This is a genomic window from Polynucleobacter sp. JS-Polo-80-F4, assembly GCF_018881965.1.
GTDB lineage: Bacteria > Pseudomonadota > Gammaproteobacteria > Burkholderiales > Burkholderiaceae > Polynucleobacter.
In genome coordinates, this window is record NZ_JACVPI010000001.1 from 1910266 (window position 1) to 1930831 (window position 20566).

Here is a 20566-nt window from a genome sequence, read left to right on the forward strand (position 1 = left end):
GCGATCTTTAGGCTTAAGCCTGTTCGTCTGTAGCCGGAGTTTCTGCAGCACCTGCTAAAGGAGCAATCGTGCCGCCTTCATCAGCCATCGCAGCTTTCAATGAAAGACGCAAGCGACCACGCTCATCAGCAGCTAGCAATTTCACGCGAACCACTTGGCCTTCTGCCAAATAGTCTTTAACTTCTTTTACGCGCTCATTGGAAATCTCAGAGATATGCAAGAGGCCATCTTTACCAGGAAGAATGTTGACCAAAGCGCCGAATTCGAGCAACTTCACAACAGGGCCTTCGTAGATCTTGCCTACTTCAGCTTCAGCAGTAATGCCTTCGATACGCGCTTTTGCTTCAGCCATGCCTTCAGCACTTGTAGAAGCAATAGTTACAGTGCCGTCATCTTTAATGTCGATGCTGCAACCCGTTTCTTTGGTCAAGGCTTGAATAGTCGCGCCGCCTTTACCGATGACTTCACGAATCTTGTCTGGATGAATCTTGAAAGAAACCATACGTGGAGCATGAGCAGACAATTCTGTACGAACTGAACCCATTGCTTCTTGCATCTTGCTCAAAATGTGCAAACGGCCTTCTTTTGCTTGCGCTAAAGCAACTTGCATAATTTCTTTAGTAATACCTTGAACTTTAATATCCATCTGCAAGGCAGTAATACCGTTCGCTGTACCTGCTACTTTAAAGTCCATATCGCCTAAGTGATCTTCATCACCCAAGATATCGGTCAACACAGCAAAACGATTGCCGTCAAGAATCAAGCCCATTGCTACACCAGCAACGTGAGCCTTAACAGGAACGCCAGCATCCATCATTGCTAAACAGCCGCCGCAAACAGAAGCCATTGAAGATGAACCATTGGACTCAGTAATTTCTGAAACAACACGAATGCTGTATGCAAAATCTTCTGCACTTGGCAAGACTGGAATCAATGCGCGCTTAGCCAAACGACCATGACCAATTTCACGACGCTTTGGGCTACCTACACGGCCAGTTTCACCAGTAGCAAACGGAGGCATGTTGTAGTGGAACATGAAACGATCGCGGTATTCACCTTCGAGCGCATCAATGATTTGCTCGTCACGTGCAGTACCTAAGGTAGCCACAACAAGAGCTTGTGTTTCGCCACGGGTAAATAATGCAGAACCGTGTGTACGCGGCAATACGCCGTTACGAATTTCAATCGGGCGAACAGTACGTGTATCGCGACCATCAATACGTGGCTCACCGTTCAAAATCTGGCTACGAACAATCTTCGCTTCAATTTCAAACAAGATGTCATTAACAGCTACAGCGTCAACATCACCTTCTTCTTGTAACTTAGCAACTACTTCTTTAGTAATCTCTTTGAGCTTGTCTGAACGAGCGCCTTTTTGACGAATCTGATAAGCCTCACGCAATGGCGCTTCAGCCAAAGCAGTAACCTTAGCGATGAATGGCTCATCTTTAGGTGCAGCAGTCCAATCCCATTCTGGCTTGCCAGCTTCAGAAACCAATTCATTAATTGCATTGATTGCTGTTTGCATTTGGTCGTGACCATATACAACTGCACCCAACATGATTTCTTCGGATAACTGATTAGCCTCTGACTCAACCATCAATACGGCAGCTTGTGTACCAGCAACAATCAAATCCATTTCGCTAGTAGCTTGCTCTGTGCGAGTTGGGTTCAATAAATATTGACCATTAGCGTAACCAACACGTGCTGCGCCAACTGGGCCAGCAAAAGGGATGCCTGAAATAGCCAATGCTGCAGAAGCAGCGATCAAAGCAGGAATATCAGAAGGAACATCTGGGTTGATAGACAACACATGAACAACTACCTGCACTTCGTTCAAGAAGCCTTCTGGAAACAAAGGACGCAATGGACGGTCAATCAAACGGGAGATTAATGTCTCACCTTCTGAAGGACGACCTTCGCGGCGGAAGAAGCCACCAGGGATCTTGCCTGCTGCGTAAGTTTTTTCTAAGTAATCAACAGTCAATGGGAAAAAGGATTGGCCTGGCTTTGCAGACTTAGAAGCAACAACCGTACCCATTACTACTGTGTCATCAACGTTAACGATAACGGCACCACCAGATTGACGAGCGATCTCGCCTGTTTCCATAGTTACCTGATGATTACCCCATTGAAAACTTTTTACTGCTTTTTTAAACATAGTCATTCTGATCTTCTCCAAATTGTTCACGCAAAGCTCACATGAAAATTGCGCTTGTCGTGGGATAAAGCAGTGTCACGACAACACTGGAGCGTTTTAAGATCACAAGGGATGCCATTCCAGGGAGACTCTGAATCAACCTTCAGAAGCTCATTGGAATGACACAATCCCCTACACAAATAATCTTGAAGCGCCCAAAAAACATGCCATCTGCTTAAGACTGATTCCGTGAAGAAACAACCCTAAGAAAGATGGCATTGCATACCAATAAGAATTACTTACGGAGACCTAATTTCTCAATCAATGCGCGATAGCGATCCAAATCTTTGCCTTTGAGGTAATCCAATAAGCGACGGCGACGTGAAACCATCTTCAACAAACCGCGACGGCTGTGATGGTCTTTAGCGTTAGCCTTGAAATGGGGGGTTAATTCATTGATGCGGGCTGTAAGCAATGAAACTTGAACTTCAGGGCTACCCGTATCGTTTGCGCTGCGCGCGTTTTCTTTGACGATTTCCGCCGTTTTAATATCAGCAACTGCCATTTTTAATACTCCTTACTTGCGAACACTTGAGCTTTCACCCAATCCGTGTCGTGCGTGATTAACAAAATAAAACAAAAAAGCTTTACAAATCAAAGCCATCGAATTGTAGCAGAGCCAGCACCCATTTACATAACCGCATGCTTAAATAGACATCCTGTATCATCAAATTCTGACATATATTTACTATAATCCCTTTAAAAACAAAGACTTACATATTATGCGCCTAATTTATCGCCCCATCATCTCCATTCTTTGCATTGGATTTGGCCTATTTCAACCAGCTTATGCCCAGTTTGGCTCCTTTTTTGGCCCAGATAAAACCGTTGCCGAGCAACGTCAGGATGTTTTAGCCAAGAATCAAGCCACTTTGAAACGACTTTACGAAGTTCAACCCAAGGCCAAGGAGCTAATTGAAAAATCCGTTGGCTATGCGACCTTTAGTAATTTTGGTATGAAAATTCTGATCGCAGGCGGTGGCACTGGTAGCGGCGTAGTTATAGGAAAAGACAAAAAGCCGGTTTACATGAATATGGCTGAAGTACAGGCTGGATTGGGACTAGGGATTAAGTCCTTCCAAAACATCTTCGTTTTTCAAACTGAAGCAGCTATGAACGACTTCATTAATTCAGGCTGGACTTTTGGCGGACAAGTGACAGCTGCAGCCAAATATGACAAAGATGGCGGCGCATTACAAGATGCGACTGTGGTCTCCCCAGGCGTGTTGATGTATCAACTGACCGACTCCGGCCTTGCCGCTGAAATCACTGGCAAGGGCACGAAGTACTATAAGAATGCTGATTTAAATAAGTAAAAATCTTGCAGATGACCCAATAATCAAGGGGTCATCTGCGCATTGAGCTTAGCTTGGCTCGGATCATGCAATTTATTCAAAGCCGATAAATACGCTTTTGCAGATGCAGCAATAATGTCGGGATCGGTACCTACCCCATTCACAATTCGCCCACCTTTTGCCAGGCGCACAGTAACCTCTCCCTGTGATTGCGTTCCCGATGTGATCGCATTCACTGAATAGAGCAACTGCTCAGCGCCACTCTTTGCTATTTCCTCGATTGCATTCAAGCTCGCATCTACCGGGCCATTGCCCTCCGCCTCAGAGCTAATTTCTTTATCTCCCATGCGGAATGTCACACGGGATTTAGGGCGCTCACCAGTTTCTGAATGCTGACTTAATGAAATAAATTTGTAGTGCTCGCCCTCTTCTGCTGCTGCTGAGTCAGACATGATGGCAATAATATCTTCATCAAAAATTTCAGACTTTTGATCTGCTAATGTTTTAAATCGAGTGAACGCTTCATTCAAATCCGCCTCAGCTTCAACAGTAATACCCAACTCCTGCAAGCGCTGTTTAAAGGCATTGCGACCAGATAATTTACCCAAAACAATCTTATTGGCAGACCAGCCTACGTCTTCTGCACGCATGATTTCATAGGTATCGCGATTCTTCAAAATACCGTCTTGGTGAATACCAGAAGTATGGGCAAATGCATTGGCGCCAACAACAGCCTTGTTAGGCTGCACGACAAAGCCAGTGATCTGAGAAACCAATTTAGAAGCAGGAACTATTTGAGTTGCATCAATACCGCAAACCATATCGAAATAGTCTTTGCGTGTACGCAATGCCATCACAATCTCTTCTAATGCAGTATTGCCTGCGCGCTCACCTAAGCCATTAATCGTGCACTCAATTTGACGAGCTCCGCCAATCTTTACGCCAGCCAAAGAATTGGCAACAGCCATACCTAAGTCGTTATGACAATGCACTGACCAAACCGCTTTGTCAGAGTTAGGTACACGGGTACGCAAGGTTTTGATGAACTCACCATATAACTCGGGGGTTGCATAACCTACTGTATCTGGGATGTTAATCGTAGAGGCGCCTTCATTAATGACGGCCTCAACTACCCTGCACAAGAAATCCATTTCTGAGCGATAACCATCTTCTGCTGAAAACTCAATATCCGAGGCCAAGTTACGCGCGAAACGAATTGAGCGCTTAGCCTGCTCCAATACCTCTTCTGGTGACATACGTAACTTCACAGCCATGTGCAATGGGCTGGTAGCTAAGAATGCATGAATGCGTTTGGCATTAGCCGCTTGCAAGGCATCTGCAGCGCGTGTGATGTCTTTGTCATTCGCCCTGGCCAATGAACATACGATTGAATCCTTGACTGCGGCGGCAACTGCAGAGATAGCCTGAAAGTCTCCCTCAGAGCTAGCAGCAAAACCTGCTTCAATCACATCCACTTTAAGGCGCTCTAATTGACGAGCAATACGAACCTTCTCGTCTTTAGTCATCGATGCGCCAGGGGATTGCTCGCCATCACGTAAGGTGGTGTCAAAAATGATTACTTTGTCGCTCATCACTACTCTCCGGTTTTAAATACTTCTGAACTGATTAAGTTTATTCAATTTAATAAAACAAAAACCCCAGCAATTAGCTGGGGCTGGTATGTGTTGGCTAATGAATTTTCTTTATCTCATTAACTCAGGCCTTACCCGCCCCAAGCTTTAGGCTTAGTGCTAGCAGAAGGAGGCTGGCTAAAGGTGAAAAGTTCATCAACATGGATTAAATATACCCCAAAAATTGGGGATTAGCTAAAACGCTTGCCACTGAGTCTTTCCCAGGCCCAAATGACATAGCCAGAGATTGAATACACGACGAATAAACCGAATAAGGTTAAAGGCGGGTTGGACGAGATCAAAACAAAAGTCAGAATCATTAAGACCATCACGCCAAATGGAACGCGGTAGCGGACATCCAAGGCTTTACCACTATAAAAACGGGCATTTGAGACCATCGTTAGGCCCGCATAAACTGCAATAAAGAAGGTGATCCAAGGGATGGCGGTATCGCGCACTGGAATCTTGTTGTCGTCAGCCAGCCAGATAAATCCGGCCATCAAAGCGCCTGCAGCCGGGCTAGGTAGACCTTGAAAAAACTTCTTATCAACAACGCTAGTATTCACGTTAAAACGGGCCAAACGTAAAGCTGCGCCAGCACAATAAGTAAATGCCGCTAACCAGCCCCATTTACCCAAATCCTTCAGGGCCCATTCATATGCAACTAAAGCAGGCGCAACGCCAAAGGAAACCATGTCAGCCAATGAGTCATATTGCTCTCCAAAAGCACTCTGAGTATTGGTCATGCGCGCTACTCGACCATCCATTCCATCAAGTACTAGTGAAGCAAAAATAGCAATCGCGGCAATTTCAAACTGGTGATTCATCGCATTAACGATGGCAAAGAAACCACAGAATAAAGCTGCGGTTGTAAATGCATTAGGCAAAAGGTAAATACCTTTGCTACGTAAGCGGGGCTTTTGCGGATGCAAATCCTCTACTTCGTAATCAATACCATCGCCCAACTCCTCTGCCCATTGCCGCTCAGTCGATGAGGTATGACGAGAAGAGAGGCGGCTACGATCAATACGACCACGACGGCGAAATGTACTCAAAGCGTATCCCGGTTAAAGATTCGAATCAATCCAAGCCAGGCAAACGTGCCAAAGCCGTATTTGTTGCAAATACTTTATCACCAACAGAAACCAAAGGCTCTGCGGCTAAAGGTAAATACACATCTACGCGCGATCCAAAGCGAATAAAGCCATAGCGCTCACCAGCTTTAAGTCGATCACCAACATGGATATAGCAAAGAATTCGGCGCGCAATCAGGCCAGCGACCTGAACCAATGTAATTGTCTGGCCATTAGCATCAATGACTACGGCATTACGTTCGTTTTCAGTTGATGCCTTATCCAAATCTGCGTTTACAAATTTTCCAGGGAAGTATTGAATTTCCTTCACCAAACCATTTACCGCACTACGATTAGAGTGGACATTAAATACATTCATGAATACGCTAATCTTCAGCGCCTCACGACCCGCATAGGGATCATTGGTTTTTTCAACAACAACAATACGACCATCAGCCGGGGATAAAACCAGATCGCGGCCCATAGCAGGAATACGCTGCGGGTCACGGAAGAACTGCAGAACAAAGATAAAAATGATCCAAAGTGGCCATGACCACGCTATGCCACCCAAATAGTGAACCAGCAAAGTCAAGGCCCCCACTAACGCCAAATACGGCCAGCCTTCTTTCGCAATAATGGGGTGTGGATACATCATCTTTGTTCTGAGCCTTTAAATGAACTTCTATTAATTTGATGCTTGCTTCTACGTAATTACTTAGTTCTTAGTTTGATCAACTAACTTGTTCTTAGCAATCCAAGGCATCATGGCACGCAATTTCGCGCCAACAACTTCGATGTCATGTTCAGCATTCAAACGACGACGAGAAATCAAGGTAGGCGCGCCTGCTTTGTTTTCCAAGATGAAGCTCTTAGCATACTCACCAGTTTGAATATCTTTCAAGCACTGACGCATTGCATTCTTAGTATCTTCTGTTACAACGCGTGGACCAGTGACATACTCACCGTACTCAGCGTTATTTGAGATGGAGTAGTTCATGTTAGCAATACCGCCTTCATAGATCAAGTCAACGATCAACTTGAGTTCATGCAAGCACTCAAAGTAGGCCATTTCAGGAGCGTAACCAGCCTCAACCAATGTCTCAAAACCAGCTTTGATCAACTCAACAGCGCCGCCGCAGAGAACAGCCTGTTCACCGAACAAGTCAGTTTCAGTTTCTTCACGGAAGTTTGTTTCGATGATGCCGGCACGACCGCCACCGTTTGCTGTTGCGTATGACAAAGCAACATCACGCGCAGAACCTGATTTGTCTTGGTAAACAGCGATCAAATGCGGAACACCGCCACCTTGAGCGTATGTGCCGCGAACTGTATGGCCAGGAGCCTTAGGAGCAATCATGATCACGTCTAAGTCAGCGCGTGGCTGAACTTGACCATAGTGAACGTTAAAGCCGTGAGCAAAAGCCAAGGCAGCGCCCTGCTTGATATTGCCGTGAACTTCTTTGCTGTAAACATCAGCAATTTGTTCGTCAGGCAACAACATCATGACTACGTCGGCATCTTTCACTGCTTCGCCAACTTCTTTGACTGTCAAGCCAGCATTTGCTGCCTTACTCCAGGAAGCGCCATCTTTACGCAAACCAACAGTAACGTTACAGCCTGAATCTTTCAGATTCAATGCGTGAGCGTGACCTTGTGAACCATAACCAATGATGGTGACTTTCTTGCCCTTAATGAGGGACAAATCAGCGTCTTTATCGTAAAAAACTTTCATGCTCTTTCCTTGTATTGAAAATGTAATTAATGCAGTAATTAGTTAATAAAATTAAACCTTGAGGATGCGCTCGCCACGACCAATTCCAGAACCACCCGAACGGACAGTTTCCAGAATCGATGCGCGATCGATCGAATCAATAAAGGCATCCAACTTGGCACCATCACCTGTTAACTCGATGGTGTAACTCTTATCAGTCACATCAATGATGCGACCGCGGAAGATATCGGTGGTACGTTTGAGCTCTTCGCGCTCTTTACCTACAGCACGGACCTTAATCATCATGAGCTCACGCTCAATGTGAGGTCCCTCACTTAAATCAAATACCTTCACTACCTCAACCAAACGGTTTAAGTGCTTAGTAATTTGCTCAATGACGTCATCGGAACCAAACGTCACGATAGTCATACGAGATAAAGATGGATCTTCAGTCGGCGCAACACTCAAAGTATCAATGTTGTAACCGCGTGCAGAAAATAAACCTACAACACGCGATAAGGCGCCCGGCTCGTTCTCAATGAGTACAGAAATAATATGTCGCATTAGAGATCCTCGCTACCCAAAAGCATTTCAGTAATACCCTTACCCGCTTGAACCATAGGCCAAACGTTTTCTTCTGGGTCAGTCTGGAAATCCATAAACACTGTGCGATCTTTTAGGCGAATTGCTTCTTTAAGCGCGCCCTCAACATCCGACTTCTTCTCGATGCGCATGCCGACGTGCCCAAAGGCCTCTGCCAATTTCACAAAGTCAGGCAAAGAATCCATATAAGAGCTGGAGTAACGCTTGTTATAGGTAAGTTCTTGCCATTGGCGGACCATACCTAAATAGCGGTTGTTTAAGGAAACAATTTTTACTGGGGTGTTGTATTGCTTACAGGTAGAAAGTTCCTGAATACACATCTGAATGGAGCCTTCGCCAGTAATAGCAAATACATCCTTGTCTGGGAAGGCCTTCTTGATGCCCATGGCATAAGGCAAGCCTACGCCCATAGTGCCAAGACCACCAGAGTTAATCCAACGACGGGGCTTATCAAACTTGTAGAACTGAGCGGCCCACATTTGATGTTGACCTACGTCAGACGTGATGAATGCATCACCGCCAGTGAGTTCCCACAATTTTTGCACTACATACTGTGGCTTCACAATTTGAGAAGCTTCGTCGTACTTCAAGCAATCTTTTTTACGCCACTCGTTAATTTGATCCCACCAAGCGGCAACTTTATCGCCATTCTTACGTGGACCAGCAGCCTTCAATTGCGCAGTCATCTCAACCAATACCTCTTTGAGATTACCAACAATAGGAACATCTACCTTTACACGCTTAGAAATTACAGAAGGATCAATATCAATGTGGATGATCTTGCGCGGATGACTTGCGAAGTGGGATGTGTTACCAATCACGCGGTCGTCAAAACGAGCGCCAATCGCAATCAATACATCACTGTGCTGCATCGCCATATTGGCTTCGTATGTTCCGTGCATACCGAGCATGCCTAAGAACTGTGGACTAGTTCCAGGGAACCCGCCTAAGCCCATGAGGGTGTTAGTTACTGGATAACCCAATAAGTCAGCGAACTCTTTTAATTCAGGAGCCGCATCAGAGAGGATCACACCACCGCCGGTATAGATGTATGGACGCTCGGCCTCTTGCAGCAAAGCTACCGCTTTACGAATCTGGCCGCTGTGACCCTTTACAACAGGGTTATAAGAACGCATTTCCAAGGTTTCCGGATATACAAATGGGCCCTTAGCTGCTGATACATCCTTAGGGATATCGATCAACACAGGACCTGGTCGGCCCGTCTGCGCAATATGGAAAGCTTTCTTCAAAACCAAAGGAAGATCTTTCACATCTTTGACGAGGAAATTGTGCTTTACCACTGGACGAGTGATACCAACCGTATCAGCCTCTTGGAAAGCATCTTCACCAATGGCATATGTTGGTACGTTACCGCTGATGATCACCAATGGAATGGAATCGGTATATGCAGTTGCAATACCAGTAACCGCATTGGTAACACCGGGGCCAGAGGTGACTAATGCAACGCCAACCTTACCGGTTGCGCGAGCATAGCCATCGGCAGCGTGAACAGCTGCTTGCTCATGGCGAACCAAGATATGTTCAAACTTATCTTGCTTAAAAATTTCATCATAGATAAAGAGAACGGATCCACCTGGGTAACCCCAGACAAATTCAACGCCCTCTTTGTGCAATGCATGCACGAGCATTTCAGCGCCAATCATTTCTGGAGGTGCTGCATCATTGTTTGTATTTATTGAGTCTTTGTTAGCTTTAGAAGCTAAGAATTCGGCGCTGCTTGTATTCATTTTCTTTCGTCCTTTGCAATTTTCGGCAAAAAATTGATTGGTCTGTTCTATCTCCTGCTTATGGCCTGAGTTCGAACGGCGCTGCTACCGGAAAAAACCACTTCTTGAATGAGATTCTAGGTAGTAAGCCCTATATTCTATAGCAATCCCCTAAAATGGATCAATTCTTACAGATTCAGGTCTAATCCATTGCATGGCATCAGCCCAAGAACTATCTGACTTTCTGAGTAGTGTCGAGCAGCGCGCTTTTAAGCAGGCGGTCTATGCCGTGCGTGATGATGATGCCGCATTAGATATTGTTCAAGATGCCATGATTAAGTTGGCCGAAAAATACGGGGATAGACCTGCCGCAGAACTTCCACTAGTCTTCACCAGAATTCTGCAAAACCGCATTCATGACTGGTTTAGAAGGCAAAAGGTCCGAAATACCTGGGTCACCCTCTTTTCCAATATGGGGAAAAAGAGTGATGAAAGTGATGATTTTGACCCCCTGGAGTCCCTTTCAGCCCCGGATGACAGTGAAATTCACCAAGATGGGGCTTTTAAGCTTGAAAAGAGTCAACTTTTACAGGCTTTGGAGTCAGAAATATCTAAATTGCCTGTACGTCAACGAGAAGCCTTCCTGATGCGTTATTGGGATGAGCTAAGCATTACTGAGACGGCCAAAGCAATGGGTTGCAGTGAAGGTAGCGTCAAAACCCACTGTTCTAGGGCCACTCAGACTTTAGCTAAAGCATTGAAATTAAAAGGAATTACGCTGTGAAACACTTTGATGACCAAACTACCCAGACTCAAGCCGACCAATTTGGTCAGGCTAGCGCTGCCCTGCTTCGTCAAGGTACCCAGACCATCCCCCAGAACATTAAAGATCGTCTATATGCCGCACGCATGAAGGCTCTATCTGTCAGAAAGCCTGAAAAAGTTCGCATTCAGAAGCAAGTTTTGGCTGCATCTGGTCGTAACTGGACTTCTGGCTCTAATGGGGTTTGGGATACAGTAGGCTGGATTGCCCCCTTAGTAGTTCTTGTTTTTGGACTGATTGGCATTGCCCAATGGCAAGATGACTCGCGCATTAATGACATTGCAGAAGTCGATGCAGCTTTGCTGTCTGATGATGTGCCGCCTGATGCATACGCTGATAGTGGATTTATGGCCTTCCTTAAAAATGGCCCTCTTTCCGAATCCGATAGCGCATCAGATTCCGTCCAAAGTAAATAATCCCCACTTGCTTGATGTCACTGACAACTAGAACGCAAAGAGTTTGCAGCCTAGCGCTGTTTGGACTCCTTTGCGTGACACAAGTTCCCGCAGTGCAAGCGCAATCTAGTGCAAGCGCTCCTCATGGAAAAGCCACCGCCATTCCAGAGAGAAAGCCAGATGGAACTTGGGAAGGATTAAAGCCTACCCAACAACAAATTCTTGCCCCGCTTGAAAGCGATTGGGATTACATGTTGCCCGATAGCCGCAAGAAATGGATACAGGTTGCGAATATTTACCCCAAGATGAGCTCACAAGATCAAGAGCGTCTTCAGTCACGCATGGCCAGCTGGTCAAATCTATCGCAGAAAGATCGTCGCATTGCTCGTGAAAATTACCTCACAAGCCTTAAATTCCCCGCCGAGAAAAAGGCAGAGGCATGGTATGCGTACCAAAAACTGAGCGATGAGCAAAAAAAGAAGTTAGCAGAATCTGAGGTAAAGAAAAAACCAACTGCAGCGAATGCGCCAACGCTGCAGCAGCATGCCATTTCCCCCAAAGTCGCACTCCCAAATGCTGTCTTAGCTCCAAGTATTCCTGCGCCAGCAGAAAGCTCTGGATCCAGCACGGAAGCAAGCCCTACAAGCAATTCATCTGCTAATTAAGTAGCTCCATGACGCCTGCTGAACTAGACGTATTGCCTTCGCCCCAATTTTGGCGAAGAGTGTCATGCTGCATGTACGAGCAATTGGTATTGCTTGGCGTAATTGCCCTCACCTTTTTAGCCCCCAATCTTGGCCTTGGCATTCTGTTTGGAATCTCATTACCCAGTTGGCTTACTTTTTTATATCTCTATGTAGTCTTGGGAATTTATTTTGTCTGGTACTGGACCAAATCCGGGCAAACGCTTGCCATGCAAACTTGGCGTGTCCGGATGATTGGGCGCAAGGGTTATAACCTAAGCAGGCGGCAAGCATTCTGGCGTTACGTTTATGGCTCCCTCTGGCTTATTCCTTGCGTTCTACTTCAATGGGCTTTTCATCTAGAGAAGTGGCAGATCATTGAAATGCTATTCACTGTAGCCCTTCTCATTTGGCCATTAAGTATTTATTTGGATCGCCAGAATATTGTGTTCCGGCAAAGCCTTCCAGACCGTATGGCTGGAACGCGCCTGGTTGAGCTGCCTAAAAATCGCGTAAAACTAAGCTAAAAAGTCTGTACTAATGATTTAGTCAGGCTTCACGTAGGCATTCGACTGCTGTAGCCTTCTGAATTCTTCGCTGGAAGCGATATCCAGAGATTAGGCAGGCGCTTACCCCAAATGCAATCCCCATGAAGAGCGCTTCACCAAAAGCATTAAAGTCAATTTCCATCACATAATGTCCTAAGGCCCAGGCAGCAATACCTGAAGCAAGGCCGGATAACACTCCTGCTATTACGCCGATCATGACCAACTCGATATTGGCAATACTGGCTAACGTAGAGCGCGAGGCGCCCAACGCTTTCAATAAGGCAGCATTTTTATAGCGCTCATCCTGAGTAGCCGCTATTGCAGACATTAAAACCAACATAGCAGCCACAATCGTAAAGGCTAGTAACAAACCCAATACCGAAGATAGCTTATTCAGAACCTCCTGAATTTGTTGCAACGAAGCCGATACATCGACGATAGTTAAATTCGGGTACGTTTGGCTTAATTGAAAATCTAACGATTCCTGCTGGGGAGACTGATAGTAGGAGGTAATCCAAGACTGAGGCAATGATTGCAACTGAGCTGGTGGCATGATGACAAAAAAGTTCACCCGCATAGAACCCCAATCTAATTTACGCAATGAGGTAATTGGCGCAGTGATCTTTTCACCAGCTACCTCAAAACTCAGCTGATCGCCTAGTTTCAGTTTCAGGGTTTTGGCTATCCCGGTTTCCATGGAAATTTGAGGGGCGCCTCCCTCGATCCATTTACCTGAAATGATCTGATTGCCTGGTGGCAATTGATCCGTATATGACAAATTAAACTCGCGATCAATTAAACGCTTGGCATTCTCTTCAGCAAAATCACTAGGGGCCACATCTTTACCATTGATATCTATCAAACGGCCACGTACCATCGGATAAAACTCCGGACTTGATACGCCGGCATTCTTGAGTGACTGTGTCAATCCCTGCTTTTGATCCTCTTGAACATTAATCATGAAGCGATTGGGCGCATCAGTAGGTATATTGCCCTGCCAAGCACTTAAAAAATCTGCTCGTAATAGCAGCACCAGTATGAGAGCCATTAGCGCTATACCAAGTGCTGTAATTTGCACCGCTGCCAACCCAGTTCTACGTCCTTGTGACAGAATGACAAATCCAAATGCAAAACGATGGGTGCGTATTTTGCTAAGAATACGTAAAGTGCCCCAAGATATCAATGCAAAGATGACGATGGCAGCGCTAAAACTGAGGCAAGTCCACAAGGCCAACTTCCAATCGCGAGCTGCAAACATAATTAAAGATACACCTGCACCCAAACCAAACAAGGCAGTCCAAACATTAGAAATGTTGACGCCTTCAAATTCTTTTCTAATGAGTCTGATTGGCGAAACTTTGACTAAGCTCAAGATTGCCGGGCCAGCAAAACCTATAAGCAAGACCCAGGCTACTAAAACACTCCACAGCACAGGCCAAAAAGATACGGACGGCAATTCAGTTAATACCAAATTACCCAACAGGAGCGTCAATAAGTATTGCCCAAAGTACCCTAAAAGAGATCCCAAGAATGCCGCAATGAGACCTAGCCCAATTAAGCTCTGGCCCTGTCGTATCAGGATCGTTCTAGAGCTTGCTCCTAGACATTTAAGAACTGCGCATGCGTCTGCCTGCTTGCGTGTGTAGCGGTGTGCTGATAACGCTATTGCCACTGCTGCAACCATTGCAGTCAATAAGGCAATCAATGATAAGAATCGATCTGCACGCTCTAATGTTTTACGCATCATGGGCTGTGCATTCTCTAGGGTTTCTATCCGAACACCCTTAAGACCTTCTTTTTCAATATATTGATTTGCCCAAGAGCCATAAGTATTGATTTGTTCGTCAGAGCCGGCCAATAGAAGACGGTAAGTCACTCTACTACCAAGACCAATCAGGCCCGTATCACCTAAGTCTGCTAGCGAGATCATGACCCGAGGGGCAAAGTTCATAAATCCTGCGCCGCGATCTAGCTCGCGCTCTAAGACGCCACCTATCTCAAAGGTCTTTTGACCCAGCGCAATAGAATCCCCCACTGTCGCATGTAGGCTCGCTAACATAGCGGGATCTACCCAAACAACGCCTTGCTCAGGTCCGGAAGTAAGCAGCTTTCCTTGTTTATTTGATTGAATCCGCAATGCTCCGCGAAGGGGGTATTGCGGACTTACTGCTTTAAGAGAAGCTAACTTGCTGTGCGAGCCAACTGTCGCCATGCTCGGAAACACTACTGTTTGAGCTATCTGCAAATTACTACTCTTTGCCTCACTTACAAAGAGATTAGGCAAAGGCTGATCAGAAACAATCAGCAAATCTGAGGCTAAAAGTTGGCGGGCATCAAAAGCAAATGCCCTTTGCATGCGATCAGCTAAAAAACTGACGCTAGAAAGGGCTGTAACCGAAAGCGTTAGAGCAACCAGTAACCAGGCCAACTCGCTTGATCGCACATCACGCCGCCAAGCTCCTAAGAAACGAAGAATGAATTGAATCAAATTGCCTGAATTTGGCCACCGTCAACACGCATGACAGTACCAGTAATAAAAGATGCGTTTTGACTAGCTAAGAATGCTGCTGCATCCCCGTATTCCTTAGGGTCACCATATCTTCCCATCGGAATCTGGCTAATACTTGCCTTCACTACTGCTTCATAGGCAATACCTTCCCGTTTTGCACGAGCCTCATCCAACTGACGCAGGCGGTCTGTGGCCACCCTGCCAGGCATGATGACGTTAACGGTAATTCCTTCTGCAGCAACTTCTGCGGCCAAGGTTTTAGACCACCCAAGCAGAGCCGCACGCAAGGTATTAGAAATAGCCAAATTTTTAATAGGTGCAATAGCGCCTGAGGTGGTGCTAGTAATAATGCGGCCCCATTTACGCTGACGCATACCTGGTAAAACGCGATCCGTAATAGCAATCAGTGACAACACCATATCGTTAAAGCTTTTTTGCCAGAGCGCAGGATCTTGACCAGCCGCTGGGGTGGGCGGCGGACCACCAGTGTTATTGATCAATATATCAATGGGGCCCAACTCTTTTTCAACCCTAGATACCAATCCATCAATAACGGATGCATCTGACAAATCCCAGTTAAGGGCGAGAGCCTGACCACCAGCTGCCTCAATTAACTGCACAGATTGCTGCAAACCCTCAGCGTTACGACCAGTAACGGCGACTTTGACGCCTTCTTTGGCTAATGAAACTGCCATTGCTTGTCCTAAGCCACGACTAGAAGCAATCACTAAGGCCACTTTGCCTTTTAATCCTAAATCCATTTCGTCTCCAACTGACTTTAATTAATTATTCGATTTATTAATTCGATTTATTTATTCAATTTATTAATCTAATTGCAATTTTTGTTTAGCAACTACTTCTTTGTAAACGGTGTACTCCGCTTTAATTTCTTTTGCAAATGCTTCAGATCCATTCACATTAATGAGTGAGCCCGTATCTTCAATACGCTTTTTAACGGCAGGATCAGCAACTACCTTTTGCAAGGCCGCAGTGTACTTATCCACAATATCCTTAGGCATCCCAGCTGGCCCCAAAAGACCGTAGTAAGCCATCCGATTGACAGGCGCCAAGCCAACCTCAGCGAAAGTAGGCACATTCGGCAATTGCGCCAAACGCTTAGGCGCGGCAATCACGATAGGTACTAGCTTGCCATCTTTAATAAACGGTAATGACGAAGGCAAATTATCAAAGATCATAGAAACTTGCCCACCAACCGTATCAGCCAACGCAGGACCTGCCCCTCGGTAAGGAATATGAACAATGAAGACACCTGTCAAACTTTTAAATAACTCGGTTTGAAGATGTCCAATGCCACCGGTTCCTGAGCTTGAATAGGAATACTTACCAGGGTTTGCCTTTAACACCTCCATAAAGGTCTTAAAGTCTTTTGCAGGGAAAGAGGGATTGACCGCAATGATGTTTGGTGTTGCTGCAATATTGCTAATGGCTGTGAAATCCGTTACCGGGTCGTAACCAATCTTGGGATTAATGGCTGGATTAGCAGCTGTGGTTGAAACCGTCGCCATACCGATGGTGTAACCATCTTTGGGAGCTCTCATAACCTCTAATGCACCGATAGAACCACCGCCGCCTGCCTTGTTCTCGACAATGACTGGTTGCCCCAGTTGACGCCCCAGGGCATCGCCTACCGCACGAGCAATGATGTCAGTGCTACCGCCTGGTGCGAATGGAACAACCAAACGAATAGGTTTAGTGGGAAAGCTTTGCGCGTTGACACTTGCAATATTCATAAAGCCAGCTATCAAGGCAATTAAGGATGCAGTAGCAATCTTTCTCAATGCAAATTGGGGTAAAAACAATTTCATGAAATCACTGTCCTAAAGGTTTTGGCAAATTACCAGCATATTTATAGAGTTGAGCTTCGTATTCATTAAAGATCTGAGCCAAAGCTTCTTGCTGACCCAATACGAGGGCATCCGGCGTATTGTCTTTAAGGGCAACACGCTTGGTATATCGATTTGCACCTATCAAGGGATTCGTTTTCCCGGAGCTAGTGGCACTTAGGAAAAACTCAACGCTAACCACAGCCTCAGGCTTATTACGATAGTCGCCATAAAACTCTTCAACAGTTGCTTGCAAATAATAGTAAGGAAATAGACTATTACTCTGTCCCACTGTAGCAGAGAAAATATTTGCCTTATTCATCCATTGACGCTCAGCATTGCCAATCATTTCAGCAGGAATGGTCGTGTAAACGTTGTAAAAATCTTTTTCGTAACGCTGATCACCCGTACGGTAAACCAAAGATCTGCCATCAAACGGTGGCGTAACAGATACAGAGCCCATTTTTAGCCAAATATCCGTACGAGCAACACGTGGTGCAGCAGTTCTTTCTGGAGATACCATCCAAGTGGTAGGGCCTACTGGCGGCCTGGTGGGAAATGAGCAGGAGACTAAGCCGAGGATAGCAATAGAAAATAGAATGCGCTTCATCATTTCTTAGCTCCAGACTGAGCGGAGCCGCTGCTAGGTGTAATTTTTGCGGGCGGATCAGCCCAAATCAGACTTGAAGGCGACTGGCTAGCAATGCGGCTAAATTCATTTAAATTTTCGCTGGCTTGCTTAATATTTTCCATCGTCAACACGGTATCACCCTGAACACTAGTAATGGTTTGACGCAAGGAGGTAGTTGCTGCCGCCAATTCACGCATGAGAATGCCAAGCTCTTCCTTATCGGTTGCCTTAGCAATGCGAGCCATGATGACGTTCAGCTGCTTTACAGACTCAATCACACCCTCATTACCTTTGCCATCACCCGCCATCAGTACATTGAGATTGCCTAACAACGCATCTAATTTTTTCTGAGTGCCATCAATATTCATATCATTAAGGGCGCCAATCAGCTTTTGAATACCCGAAATAATTTCATCGGCTTGGTTTGGCAAAGATGGAATAACTGGGTGCGCAGGCTTCCAAGTATAAGGAAGTGGTGGAGTAGCAGATGCGTTTGCCACAAAATCAAACTCGATATAGTTAACGCCAGTAATACCCATCGACTTTACGCGAGCGCGTAAATTATTTTTTACAAACTCGCTAATTTGAGCTTCATTTACCTTGTCACCAAAAATTTGCATTCTGACCACAACATACTGACGACGATCATGAAATGGCAAATCTCTTTCATACATATCGCCAGATAGTCCGATTGACGTAACCTGACCTATCTTGACCCCGCGGAATCGCACGGCTGCACCGGCATCTAGACCAGTTACAGACTGTTTGATATAGGTTTCAACCATGAATGATTTTTGGAAGATTTTGCCTCCACCAAAAATAAGAATCACAGCAATCAGTACGCCAATTGCTGCAAGCACAAAAACGCCTAAGCGAAAATAATTGGGATTTGAGTTATTACTCATGCTGCGTCCTTGCTCATAATACGATTGAAGAATTGATGCACCCGTGGATCTTTACTGGTATCGCGCAAAACTTTAGGATCACCCTCGGCAATGATTCCCTTAGTACCTTTGTCAAGCATGATGACCTTGTCAGCGATGGCATAGATACTGGCAAGTTCATGAGATACGATGACAAAGGTAATGCCAAGATTTTTTGATAAGTCCTGGATCGTGCTATCGAGATCAGCAGAGGTAATGGGGTCCAAGCCAGCTGACGGCTCATCTAGGAATAATATTTTAGGGTCAAGTGCCATCGCCCGAGCGATCGCCGCCCTCTTTTGCATACCGCCACTAATTTCACTTGGCATGTAGGACTCGTAAGGCAAGAGACCGACAAGATCAAGCTTGCAGCGCGCCAACAAATCCATTTGAACTTGGGTCAGCTGGGTGTATTCCTGCATAAACAAGGTCACGTTATCAAGCAGGTTCATTGAGCCAAATAAAGCGCCTTGCTGATACATTACGCCAAAGCTAGTCATGATCTTTTGGCGCTCCGCTCCAACTGCGCTGGTAATGTTTTCGCCTTCGATGAGAACATCGCCAGACAAGGGCTGATAGAGGCCAAACAAGTTTTTTAACAAACTGGATTTACCGCATCCTGAGCCACCCAGAATCACAAAAATTTCTCCGTAATTGACTGAGAAATTAAGATTCTGCATAAGTACATTAGAGCCATAACCTACGGTGAGGTTTTGAACATCAATTGCGTACTGGGATTTGGCTGGCGTATCCATCAGAAACCTGTCTTATAGGAAATGAAGGCAAAAATACCATCGACCACTACGATCAAAACAATGCTGCTTACTACCGCTCGGGTTGCTGAAATACCAACCGCAGCGGCACCATTGCCGGTTTGCATACCACGTAGGCAACCCACCGCAGAAACGACAATACCAAAAAGCGTGGCTTTAATTAATCCGGATCCGACATCTTCGATATCTACGGCAGAGAGCATGCCGTTATAGAAATTAATAAATGGAATACCGTAAATCAACATCGTCAGCATGGAAGAAAAAATGCTGACGATATCGGCAAACAAAGTCAAAATTGGCGCAACCAAAATTCCGGCTAAAACGCGTGGCACAACTAGGAAACGAATTGGGCTTAAGCCGCCAGATACAAGTGCATCTACTTCGCTATTCACCGTCATCGTGCCAATCTCTGCGGCAAACGCTGCTGATGAGCGTCCAGCCAGCAAGATAGCGGTAATTAATGGGCCCATTTCTCGCACAATGCCTAAGGCCGCCAAGGGGCCCACAAAGGATACAGCGCCAAATTGCTCCATACCAATGGCAGCCTGGAACGAAAGAATGACGCCAATCAAAAACGCCACTAGACCAACGATAGGTAATGCGGCAATACCGGCTTGCACAGCGGCATTCACAAAATCACCCCAGCGCACTTGATTGGGGTTACGAATAGACCAAACTAAATCAGATGCAAGATGACCGGTAAAAGTAATTAAACCAACAGTGTCATCAATTAAGTTCTGGACAGCCATTCCCGTGCTGACCACAAAACTTCTTTTAGGCTTTACAACAGGAACGGGAAATAAATTAGTGATTGGGTTGAACTCAGTTAACAAAGGCTCATAACGTGAATCCAAGCCAACAACCTCAAACTTTGCGCCAGCTGAAGTTTGGGCCTCTTCGATCCCAATCAGAAATGCAATACCAGCGCCATCTAAAAAAGTAACTTTGGATGCATCAAAAGTGAGGGACTTACTTTTGCCGTCACCCTGCTTTAGCCAAGCATCCTGAGAGCTGCGAATTTGGGTCCAAACACCGCCCAAGGAATAGACGTTGACATTGCCGCTAACCAGCACTTTGGCGTTATTAGCATCTACCTGTGACCAAACTGCCACTGGGGCGTCAGAAACGGCAGAAATGGTGTCAGATGTGCTCATAAGCAGACTATAAGGTATCTCTGTGAAAGCGCTGAGAAAAGCC

Annotated in this window: 20 protein-coding genes; 5 read left to right on the forward strand and 15 right to left on the reverse strand. The window is 45.7% G+C overall.

Translation table 11 applies throughout. The features are described 5' to 3' along the window. Positions 1-13 precede the first annotated feature (13 nt). Complete coding sequence (gene pnp / locus ICN20_RS09805; RefSeq protein ID WP_216240008.1) at positions 14-2167, reverse strand: polyribonucleotide nucleotidyltransferase; 2154 nt, start codon at positions 2165-2167, stop codon at positions 14-16. Between the two features lie 268 nt (positions 2168-2435). Continuing rightward, positions 2436-2705, reverse strand: a complete 270-nt coding sequence (rpsO, locus tag ICN20_RS09810; protein ID WP_068323724.1) for a 30S ribosomal protein S15 — start codon at positions 2703-2705, stop codon at positions 2436-2438. Between the two features lie 217 nt (positions 2706-2922). Between rpsO and ICN20_RS09815 the strand changes: the two genes are divergently transcribed. After that, a complete protein-coding gene (locus ICN20_RS09815) occupies positions 2923-3516 on the forward strand; it encodes a YSC84-related protein (RefSeq protein WP_216240010.1) in 594 nt (197 codons plus the stop codon). Positions 3517-3539: 23 nt separating this feature from the next. Here ICN20_RS09815 and ICN20_RS09820 read toward each other — a convergent pair whose 3' ends face one another. The 6 genes from ICN20_RS09820 to ICN20_RS09845 all read right to left on the reverse strand — a co-directional run bounded on the left by ICN20_RS09820 (position 3540) and on the right by ICN20_RS09845 (position 10261). Then, positions 3540-5087, reverse strand: coding sequence for a 2-isopropylmalate synthase (locus ICN20_RS09820; RefSeq protein WP_216240012.1), 1548 nt, complete (start codon positions 5085-5087; stop codon positions 3540-3542). A gap of 230 nt (positions 5088-5317) precedes the next feature. Continuing rightward, on the reverse strand, positions 5318-6091 hold the full coding sequence (gene pssA, locus ICN20_RS09825) for a CDP-diacylglycerol--serine O-phosphatidyltransferase (protein ID WP_370624562.1): 774 nt from the start codon (positions 6089-6091) through the stop codon (positions 5318-5320). Between the two features lie 115 nt (positions 6092-6206). Continuing rightward, positions 6207-6854, reverse strand: a complete 648-nt coding sequence (locus ICN20_RS09830; protein WP_216240017.1) for a phosphatidylserine decarboxylase — start codon at positions 6852-6854, stop codon at positions 6207-6209. A gap of 60 nt (positions 6855-6914) precedes the next feature. Beyond that, entirely contained in the window at positions 6915-7931 is a 1017-nt protein-coding gene (ilvC, locus tag ICN20_RS09835) for a ketol-acid reductoisomerase (protein WP_046329933.1), read from the reverse strand. A gap of 51 nt (positions 7932-7982) precedes the next feature. After that, positions 7983-8474: an acetolactate synthase small subunit gene (gene ilvN / locus ICN20_RS09840; protein ID WP_011902903.1), complete on the reverse strand. Its 492-nt coding sequence runs from the start codon at positions 8472-8474 to the stop codon at positions 7983-7985. Continuing rightward, complete coding sequence (locus tag ICN20_RS09845) at positions 8474-10261, reverse strand: acetolactate synthase 3 catalytic subunit (RefSeq protein ID WP_216240019.1); 1788 nt, start codon at positions 10259-10261, stop codon at positions 8474-8476. The genes ilvN and ICN20_RS09845 overlap by 1 nt, the downstream gene beginning before the upstream one ends. 193 nt (positions 10262-10454) lie before the next feature. Here ICN20_RS09845 and ICN20_RS09850 point away from each other — a divergent pair, with 193 nt between their 5' ends. The 4 genes from ICN20_RS09850 (at position 10455) to ICN20_RS09865 (ending at position 12668) form a co-directional block, all read left to right on the forward strand. Continuing rightward, positions 10455-11024 (forward strand): RNA polymerase sigma factor, encoded by a 570-nt coding sequence (locus ICN20_RS09850; protein ID WP_216240021.1) that lies wholly within the window; start codon positions 10455-10457, stop codon positions 11022-11024. After that, positions 11021-11479, forward strand: coding sequence for a DUF3619 family protein (locus tag ICN20_RS09855; RefSeq protein WP_216240023.1), 459 nt, complete (start codon positions 11021-11023; stop codon positions 11477-11479). Before ICN20_RS09850 ends, ICN20_RS09855 begins: the two co-directional genes overlap by 4 nt. 74 nt (positions 11480-11553) lie before the next feature. Next, positions 11554-12123, forward strand: a complete 570-nt coding sequence (locus ICN20_RS09860) for a DUF3106 domain-containing protein (protein WP_370624547.1) — start codon at positions 11554-11556, stop codon at positions 12121-12123. Positions 12124-12131: 8 nt separating this feature from the next. Next, positions 12132-12668, forward strand: coding sequence for an RDD family protein (locus ICN20_RS09865; RefSeq protein ID WP_216240028.1), 537 nt, complete (start codon positions 12132-12134; stop codon positions 12666-12668). Between the two features lie 22 nt (positions 12669-12690). Here ICN20_RS09865 and ICN20_RS09870 read toward each other — a convergent pair whose 3' ends face one another. From ICN20_RS09870 to ICN20_RS09900, 7 genes are all read right to left on the reverse strand, one after another. Beyond that, the gene (locus ICN20_RS09870; RefSeq protein ID WP_216240029.1) at positions 12691-15177 is read right to left on the reverse strand and encodes an ABC transporter permease; all 2487 of its coding nucleotides are present in this window, start codon (positions 15175-15177) and stop codon (positions 12691-12693) included. Beyond that, positions 15174-15959 (reverse strand): SDR family oxidoreductase, encoded by a 786-nt coding sequence (locus ICN20_RS09875; RefSeq protein ID WP_216240031.1) that lies wholly within the window; start codon positions 15957-15959, stop codon positions 15174-15176. Before ICN20_RS09875 ends, ICN20_RS09870 begins: the two co-directional genes overlap by 4 nt. 63 nt (positions 15960-16022) lie before the next feature. Continuing rightward, positions 16023-16949: a tripartite tricarboxylate transporter substrate binding protein BugE gene (locus tag ICN20_RS09880; RefSeq protein WP_216240435.1), complete on the reverse strand. Its 927-nt coding sequence runs from the start codon at positions 16947-16949 to the stop codon at positions 16023-16025. 79 nt (positions 16950-17028) lie between these two features. After that, positions 17029-17655: a membrane integrity-associated transporter subunit PqiC gene (locus ICN20_RS09885; protein WP_216240033.1), complete on the reverse strand. Its 627-nt coding sequence runs from the start codon at positions 17653-17655 to the stop codon at positions 17029-17031. Further along, on the reverse strand, positions 17652-18578 hold the full coding sequence (locus ICN20_RS09890) for an MlaD family protein (protein ID WP_216240035.1): 927 nt from the start codon (positions 18576-18578) through the stop codon (positions 17652-17654). Before ICN20_RS09890 ends, ICN20_RS09885 begins: the two co-directional genes overlap by 4 nt. Further along, positions 18575-19351 (reverse strand): ABC transporter ATP-binding protein, encoded by a 777-nt coding sequence (locus ICN20_RS09895; RefSeq protein ID WP_216240038.1) that lies wholly within the window; start codon positions 19349-19351, stop codon positions 18575-18577. Before ICN20_RS09895 ends, ICN20_RS09890 begins: the two co-directional genes overlap by 4 nt. Then, positions 19351-20523: an ABC transporter permease gene (locus tag ICN20_RS09900; RefSeq protein WP_216240041.1), complete on the reverse strand. Its 1173-nt coding sequence runs from the start codon at positions 20521-20523 to the stop codon at positions 19351-19353. Before ICN20_RS09900 ends, ICN20_RS09895 begins: the two co-directional genes overlap by 1 nt. Positions 20524-20566 lie beyond the last annotated feature (43 nt).

Excerpts from the sequence above, each read along its gene's own strand:
- pnp (WP_216240008.1), bottom strand. The coding sequence starts at position 2,167 with ATGACTATGTTTAAAAAAGCAGTAAAAAGTTTTCAATGGGGTAATCAT.
- rpsO (WP_068323724.1), bottom strand. The coding sequence starts at position 2,705 with ATGGCAGTTGCTGATATTAAAACGGCGGAAATCGTCAAAGAAAACGCG.
- ICN20_RS09815 (WP_216240010.1), top strand. The coding sequence starts at position 2,923 with ATGCGCCTAATTTATCGCCCCATCATCTCCATTCTTTGCATTGGATTT.
- ICN20_RS09820 (WP_216240012.1), bottom strand. The coding sequence starts at position 5,087 with ATGAGCGACAAAGTAATCATTTTTGACACCACCTTACGTGATGGCGAG.
- ICN20_RS09830 (WP_216240017.1), bottom strand. The coding sequence starts at position 6,854 with ATGATGTATCCACACCCCATTATTGCGAAAGAAGGCTGGCCGTATTTG.
- ilvC (WP_046329933.1), bottom strand. The coding sequence starts at position 7,931 with ATGAAAGTTTTTTACGATAAAGACGCTGATTTGTCCCTCATTAAGGGC.
- ilvN (WP_011902903.1), bottom strand. The coding sequence starts at position 8,474 with ATGCGACATATTATTTCTGTACTCATTGAGAACGAGCCGGGCGCCTTA.
- ICN20_RS09845 (WP_216240019.1), bottom strand. The coding sequence starts at position 10,261 with ATGAATACAAGCAGCGCCGAATTCTTAGCTTCTAAAGCTAACAAAGAC.
- ICN20_RS09850 (WP_216240021.1), top strand. The coding sequence starts at position 10,455 with ATGGCATCAGCCCAAGAACTATCTGACTTTCTGAGTAGTGTCGAGCAG.
- ICN20_RS09865 (WP_216240028.1), top strand. The coding sequence starts at position 12,132 with ATGACGCCTGCTGAACTAGACGTATTGCCTTCGCCCCAATTTTGGCGA.
- ICN20_RS09875 (WP_216240031.1), bottom strand. The coding sequence starts at position 15,959 with ATGGATTTAGGATTAAAAGGCAAAGTGGCCTTAGTGATTGCTTCTAGT.
- ICN20_RS09880 (WP_216240435.1), bottom strand. The coding sequence starts at position 16,949 with ATGAATATTGCAAGTGTCAACGCGCAAAGCTTTCCCACTAAACCTATT.
- ICN20_RS09885 (WP_216240033.1), bottom strand. The coding sequence starts at position 17,655 with ATGATGAAGCGCATTCTATTTTCTATTGCTATCCTCGGCTTAGTCTCC.
- ICN20_RS09890 (WP_216240035.1), bottom strand. The coding sequence starts at position 18,578 with ATGAGTAATAACTCAAATCCCAATTATTTTCGCTTAGGCGTTTTTGTG.
- ICN20_RS09895 (WP_216240038.1), bottom strand. The coding sequence starts at position 19,351 with ATGGATACGCCAGCCAAATCCCAGTACGCAATTGATGTTCAAAACCTC.
- ICN20_RS09900 (WP_216240041.1), bottom strand. The coding sequence starts at position 20,523 with ATGAGCACATCTGACACCATTTCTGCCGTTTCTGACGCCCCAGTGGCA.